The organism is Vibrio sp. 2092, assembly GCF_033339635.1.
Taxonomy (GTDB): domain Bacteria; phylum Pseudomonadota; class Gammaproteobacteria; order Enterobacterales; family Vibrionaceae; genus Vibrio; species Vibrio alginolyticus.
Window position 1 is genome coordinate 45,618 of sequence record NZ_JAWOUY010000027.1, and the last position, 6,145, is coordinate 51,762.

Sequence of the window (6,145 nt, forward strand, 5' to 3'; positions counted from 1 at the left end):
TAAATACTACATGACAAATAAAGCGAACATCGCTTTAACGGCATTATCGTTGGCAGTATCTTTTCCTGTTTTTGCAGAGTACTCTGTATCGACAAAAGTCGGCGCAGAGGTATGGGCTGCCGACACTAAAGTTAATGAAGTGAGACGAGATAGCAGTACCGCAGGCACTTTTTACGCGGCGATTGAACATGATGTTAAATACGTCCCTAATGCGCGCCTTCGTTACTCAAGTGTTGATGCGGATTACATGGGGTTCGATAAGCTCGATTTAACCTTGTATTACCACGTTCTAGAGCATGATTTATTGCACTTTGATGCGGGTCTTACGTTTAGTAATTTAAGTGACACTAAATACATTGATGCTGGCTCAAGCAGGCGTGTAGAAGAATTTGATGAGCTGATTTGGGCTTGGTATGGTTACGCAGAAATTCAAGTTCCGGATACAAACTTTGATGTGATTGGTGAGATAAACTTTGGTGACAACAAAGGTATCAAAAGCACCGATTTCATGGCAGGTGTTCAATACAATGTACCGCTCGAAAAAGCTCGACTGGCTTTTCGTGGAGGTTACCGTGTGATTGATTTAGAGTCCGATAAATTCATGTCGGATCTAGGGAAAGAGTTTATTTTTGCTAACGGCTTCTTTGTGAGTGCGGAATACGCGTTCTAAACTCAGCCATGTTAGATATTCGATTTACTTAAAACGTCGCTTTATAAGCGGCGTTTTTTTATATCACTTCATTATATCTAATCGAAATTTCTCCCTATTTGGCTGACTTAGACCATGCTTACCTAGGAGCAATGTGAAAGTTAAAACAGGGATAGCGATGACAATAAATGAACTAAGACATCTATTCCGTGAAAATCAGCTTATCGAAGCGATTATTGAGCCTGCAATCCAAGAGGGTGGTTGGGTTGTAGAGTTCAGACATGCGCGCGGTGGTTTTGTTTTTCTAACGGACAGTCACGGCGAAGAATGTCTTTATGAAGATTTGGATACTGCGTCAAAATCGGCAATGGCAGTAGGCTTTCAACAAGTCCGCATTGAAGATCGATGAGCAAAAAGTAAGCCGTTCTTACTTCCAAAAAGTTATAAAACATTCACTTCTATTCTTTCTTGTTATTAAGGAGAGTGGGTACTCTATCGTCACGCAATGAATAGGGATGTCGTGATAATGTCTTTTCAAAAGAATGAGTATTCTCACAAGAATGTGTCTGAAGATAATAATGGGCAAGGAGGAAATCCTCCAATCGCAAGCCCTCTGAATGACCAACAAATTAGCTCACTCCAACAAACTGTCTCTGAGTTGTCTTCACAGCAACTTGCTTGGGTCAGTGGGTATTTTTGGGGATTAGCTCAAAATCAACCAAACACAGCGGTAACGCCAATTGCACAAGCAACGGCAGCCGTATCAGCGAAGCCAGCAGGTAAGTTGAGTATTATTTTTGCTTCCCAAACGGGCAATGCTAAAGGTGTTGCTGAAGCTCTGGAACAGGAAGCAAAAGCAGAAGGAATTGCAGTCGAACTTTTTGATGCAAGCGATTACAAAGGTAAAAACTTAGCCAAAGAAACGCATGTCATTATTGTGGCATCGACTAACGGCGAAGGCGAAGCGCCAGACAATGCCATTGAGCTACATGAGTTTTTGCAATCGAAGAAGGCTCCTAAGCTGCCAAACCTGCAATATGGTGTTATTGCATTGGGAGATTCTAGCTACGAGTTCTTCTGTCAGACCGGTAAAGACTTCGACACTTACCTATCAAAGCTAGGCGCGACTCCATTTATCGAGCGTCTTGATTGCGATGTGGATTATGAAGCCCCTGCAACTGAATGGCGTAAGAATGCGTTAGACAAGGTAAAAGATACACTGTCTTCTGGCTCTGAAGCGGATGTGGTTCAACTTCCTGTGGGTCAAGCTGCGACTGCGCACTCTCCTTACAATAAACAAAATCCGTACACTGCGACGTTACTGACCAGTCAAAAAATCACGGGCCGTGACTCTGGAAAAGACGTTCGTCATATAGAAATCGACTTAGAAGGCTCGGGCTTAACGTATCAGCCAGGTGATGCACTAGGTGTGTGGTTTGAAAATAGCTCGGAACTTGCAAATGCCATTCTTGGTAAGGTCGGTTTGTCTGGGGTTGAGACTGTTGACGTTGATGGTGAAAGCTTGTCAATCCACAGTGCTCTCGTGAGTAAATATGAAATCACAACATCTAACCCGCAGCTCATCACAAAGTTTGCCGAGTTATCCGGTAGCAAGAAGCTACAAAAGTTAGTTGAAGATAAAGATAAGCTTCGCGAGTACTCTGCAAATACTCAAATCGTTGATGTACTGGCAGAAAAGAAAACCAAGTTAACCGCAGATGAGTTGATTGGTTTGCTTCGTCGTCTTACTCCACGCCTTTACTCTATTGCATCAAGCCAAGAAGAGGTCGATGAAGAAGTACACCTAACGGTTGCTTTGGTTGAGTACGAACAAAACGACGAAAAACGATATGGTGGTGCGTCTAGTTTCTTAGCACAGCGTCTCGAAGAGGGAGATGAAGTTAAAGTATTTGTTGAGCATAACAACAACTTTAAACTGCCGGAAGATGATAGTACTCCAATTATCATGGTTGGTCCTGGCACAGGGATCGCACCATTCCGTAGCTTTATTCAGGAACGTGAAAACCGCGATGCTGAAGGCAAAAACTGGTTGTTCTTTGGTGATCGCACGTTCACTCAAGACTTCTTGTACCAAGTGGAATGGCAAAAGTATCTCAAGTCAGGAGTACTAAGCCGATTGGATGTTGCCTTTAGTCGTGACCAAGTAGAAAAGGTTTACGTACAACATCGCATCTTAGAAAACGCAGCTCAAGTGTGGCAGTGGATCCAAGAAGGCGCTTATATCTATGTCTGCGGTGATGCAACGCGTATGGCAAAAGATGTGCACGACGCATTGGTTATCGTTGCTGAACAAGAAGGCAAGATGCCGCGTGACGATGCAGAACAATTTATTAATGACCTACGTAAAGCGAAACGTTATCAGAGGGATGTGTACTAATGACTTTTTCTACGGACAATAATAAGCAGGTTGTATTAGGTGAAGAGTTAGGGCCGCTATCTGATAACGAGCGCCTGAAGCGAGAAAGCAACTTATTACGTGGCACTATTGAGCAAGATTTACAGGACCGTATTACTGGTGGCTTTACTGCCGACAACTTCCAGTTAATTCGTTTCCACGGTATGTATCAACAAGACGATCGTGATATCCGTAATGAACGCACAAAGCAAAAACTGGAACCATTACATAATGTGATGCTTCGTGCTCGTATGCCTGGAGGCATCATCACGCCAACGCAATGGTTAGCGATCGACAAGTTCGCAACGGAGCACTCTTTATATGGAAGTATTCGTCTGACGACTCGCCAAACGTTCCAGTTTCATGGGGTATTAAAACCGAATATTAAGTTGATGCATCAAACGCTCAACAGTATTGGCATTGATTCGATTGCAACCGCGGGTGATGTAAACCGTAACGTGTTGTGTACCACTAACCCAGTGGAGTCTGAGTTACACCAAGAAGCTTACGAATGGGCGAAGAAGATCAGTGAGCATCTATTACCAAAGACGCGCGCTTATGCAGAGATTTGGCTAGACGGTGAAAAAGTAGAAAGCACGGAAGAAGACGAACCGATTCTAGGCAAGAACTACTTACCACGTAAGTTTAAAACTACAGTGGTTATCCCACCGCAAAATGACGTAGATGTACACGCTAACGATCTCAACTTCGTAGCGATTGCAGATAACGGTAAGCTGGTAGGCTTTAACGTCCTGGTCGGCGGCGGCTTAGCGATGACGCATGGCGATATATCAACTTATCCGCGCCGCGCTGACGACTTTGGCTTTATTCCGCTGGACAAGACACTTGATGTTGCCGCAGCTGTAGTAACAACTCAGCGCGACTGGGGTAACCGTTCAAACCGTAAGAACGCAAAAACCAAATACACATTGGATCGTGTAGGTAGCGATGTCTTTAAAGCGGAAGTCGAGAAACGTGCTGGTGTTAAGTTTGAGCAAAGCCGTCCATATGAATTCACAGAACGTGGTGACCGTATTGGCTGGGTAGAAGGAATTGATGGTAAATATCATTTAGCGCTTTTCATCGAAAACGGTCGCTTATTAGACTTTCCAGGTAAACCACTTAAGACGGGTGTTGCTGAAATTGCCAAAATCCACAAAGGCGATTTCCGCATGACAGCAAACCAAAACCTAATTGTTGCGGGTGTACCTAAAAACGAAAAAGCGAAGATTGAAAAGATCGCTCGTGAACATGGCTTAATGGACGACGGCGTAAGTGAACAGCGTAAGAACTCAATGGCTTGTGTTGCTTTTCCAACTTGTCCGCTAGCGATGGCAGAAGCTGAACGTTTCCTTCCTCAGTTTGTTACTGATGTGGAGGGGATTCTGGAGAAGCACAACCTACCAGAAAATGACAACATCATTTTGCGTGTAACTGGGTGTCCAAATGGTTGTGGTCGCGCAATGTTGGCTGAAATTGGTCTAGTTGGCAAAGCGCCGGGTCGTTACAACTTGCACCTAGGTGGTAACCGTGCCGGTACTCGAGTACCAAAAATGTATAAAGAGAACATCACGGATAAGCAAATCTTAGAAGAGATTGATCTGCTGGTGGCTCGATGGTCGAAAGAGCGTAAAGAAGGCGAAGCCTTTGGCGATTTCACTATTCGTGCTGGCATTATCCAAGAAGTGCTCGTATCAAAGAGGGACTTTCATGCTTGATTCTGTAGCATCCAAGCTGGAGCTCACAGAGTTACTGACATTAACAAAGACGGAGCAAATCCTCCGTCTTGCTCAAATTAATGTCGAGCTCGAAAAGCTTTCAGCACAAGAGAGAGTAGCGTGGGCTTTAGATAATCTAGAAGGCGAGTTCGCGGTTTCTTCTAGTTTTGGTATTCAAGCCGCGGTTATGCTTCATTTAGTTACTCGCGCCAAAGCGGACATCCCCGTCATTCTAACCGATACTGGTTACCTGTTTGCTGAGACGTACCGATTTATCGATGAGCTGACAGATGCTCTCAACCTAAATTTAAAAGTTTATCGAGCCAAAGAAAGTGCGAATTGGCAAGAAGCTCGATATGGAAAGTTATGGGAGCAGGGCGTAGAGGGAATTGAAAAATACAACAAGCTCAATAAAGTTGAGCCGATGCGTCGAGCGTTAAAAGAGCTTAATGTTGGAACGTGGTTCTCTGGATTGCGTCGAGAGCAAAGTAAATCTCGTGCAGGTTTACCGATTCTATCAATTCAGAACGGTGTGTTTAAATTTCTACCAGTAATTGATTGGACTAATAAAGACGTTCATTACTACTTAGAACAACACGGCCTTAAATACCACCCATTGTGGGATGAAGGTTACCTTTCAGTTGGTGATACACATACCACTCGTAAATGGGAGCCGGGAATGTCAGAGGAAGAAACTCGATTCTTTGGCTTAAAGCGAGAATGTGGCCTACACGAAGATGATGGCTCTGAACAAGATGGGTCTGGCATATAGCCATAATGCTCTTTAAATAGAGTTTAGGTTAAGTTTAATAAAGATAGCTGCAATAAAGCAGCTTTCTTTATTTATGGTACTTGAAAAACACGCCTCAAAGAACAACTCTGTGGATAAGTTGTGTGAGAGTTTGGGGTAAAGTTGAATAAATAAAGGTTTGATCGAAAACTCATTGTTTAACCATTATTTTTGCAATTTTTGAAAAATAACACTTGCCAATGTGAGCGCGATCTCTATAATGCTTCCTCGTCGACAGGGCAAGGCCTCACAAGGGGTTAAGCGAAGTTGATAAGGCTGAAAAGAAAAACGAAATAATTTGAAGAAAGTGTTTGACACAATAAATTATCTCGCTAGAATGGCCGCCTCTTCCGAAGTGATATCAATCACAAAGAAGAGTTGCTCTTTAACAATATAGACCTATCAATCTGTGTGGGCACTCGTTGATGATAATCCAATTAGATACTTAGGTATCAAATTAGGTTTCAATGAAACGAAGTGACCATTGAATCGAAAGATTCAGCACAGTCAATTCAAACATTACTTTATGTAATGTTCAGTATTCATTGAGCCGAACAAAATCTTAAATTGAA

The 6,145-nt window shown here is 43.2% G+C and carries 5 protein-coding genes; all 5 read left to right on the plus strand.

Annotation, left to right across the window (positions count from 1 at the left end; genetic code table 11):
* Positions 1-10 precede the first annotated feature (10 nt).
* The 5 genes from R7P80_RS27475 (at position 11) to R7P80_RS27495 (ending at position 5,555) form a co-directional block, all read left to right on the plus strand.
* Positions 11-670 carry a TIGR04219 family outer membrane beta-barrel protein gene (locus tag R7P80_RS27475; protein ID WP_005381265.1) on the plus strand — a complete coding sequence of 220 codons (660 nt, stop codon included), beginning with the start codon at positions 11-13 and terminating at the stop codon, positions 668-670.
* 157 nt (positions 671-827) lie between these two features.
* The gene (locus R7P80_RS27480; RefSeq protein ID WP_005381264.1) at positions 828-1,058 is read left to right on the plus strand and encodes a hypothetical protein; all 231 of its coding nucleotides are present in this window, start codon (positions 828-830) and stop codon (positions 1,056-1,058) included.
* A gap of 117 nt (positions 1,059-1,175) precedes the next feature.
* Positions 1,176-3,047: an assimilatory sulfite reductase (NADPH) flavoprotein subunit gene (locus tag R7P80_RS27485; RefSeq protein ID WP_005381262.1), complete on the plus strand. Its 1,872-nt coding sequence runs from the start codon at positions 1,176-1,178 to the stop codon at positions 3,045-3,047.
* Positions 3,047-4,783 (plus strand): assimilatory sulfite reductase (NADPH) hemoprotein subunit, encoded by a 1,737-nt coding sequence (gene cysI, locus R7P80_RS27490; RefSeq protein ID WP_225492147.1) that lies wholly within the window; start codon positions 3,047-3,049, stop codon positions 4,781-4,783. Before R7P80_RS27485 ends, cysI begins: the two co-directional genes overlap by 1 nt.
* A complete protein-coding gene (locus R7P80_RS27495; RefSeq protein WP_005382748.1) occupies positions 4,776-5,555 on the plus strand; it encodes a phosphoadenylyl-sulfate reductase in 780 nt (259 codons plus the stop codon). The genes cysI and R7P80_RS27495 overlap by 8 nt, the downstream gene beginning before the upstream one ends.
* Positions 5,556-6,145 lie beyond the last annotated feature (590 nt).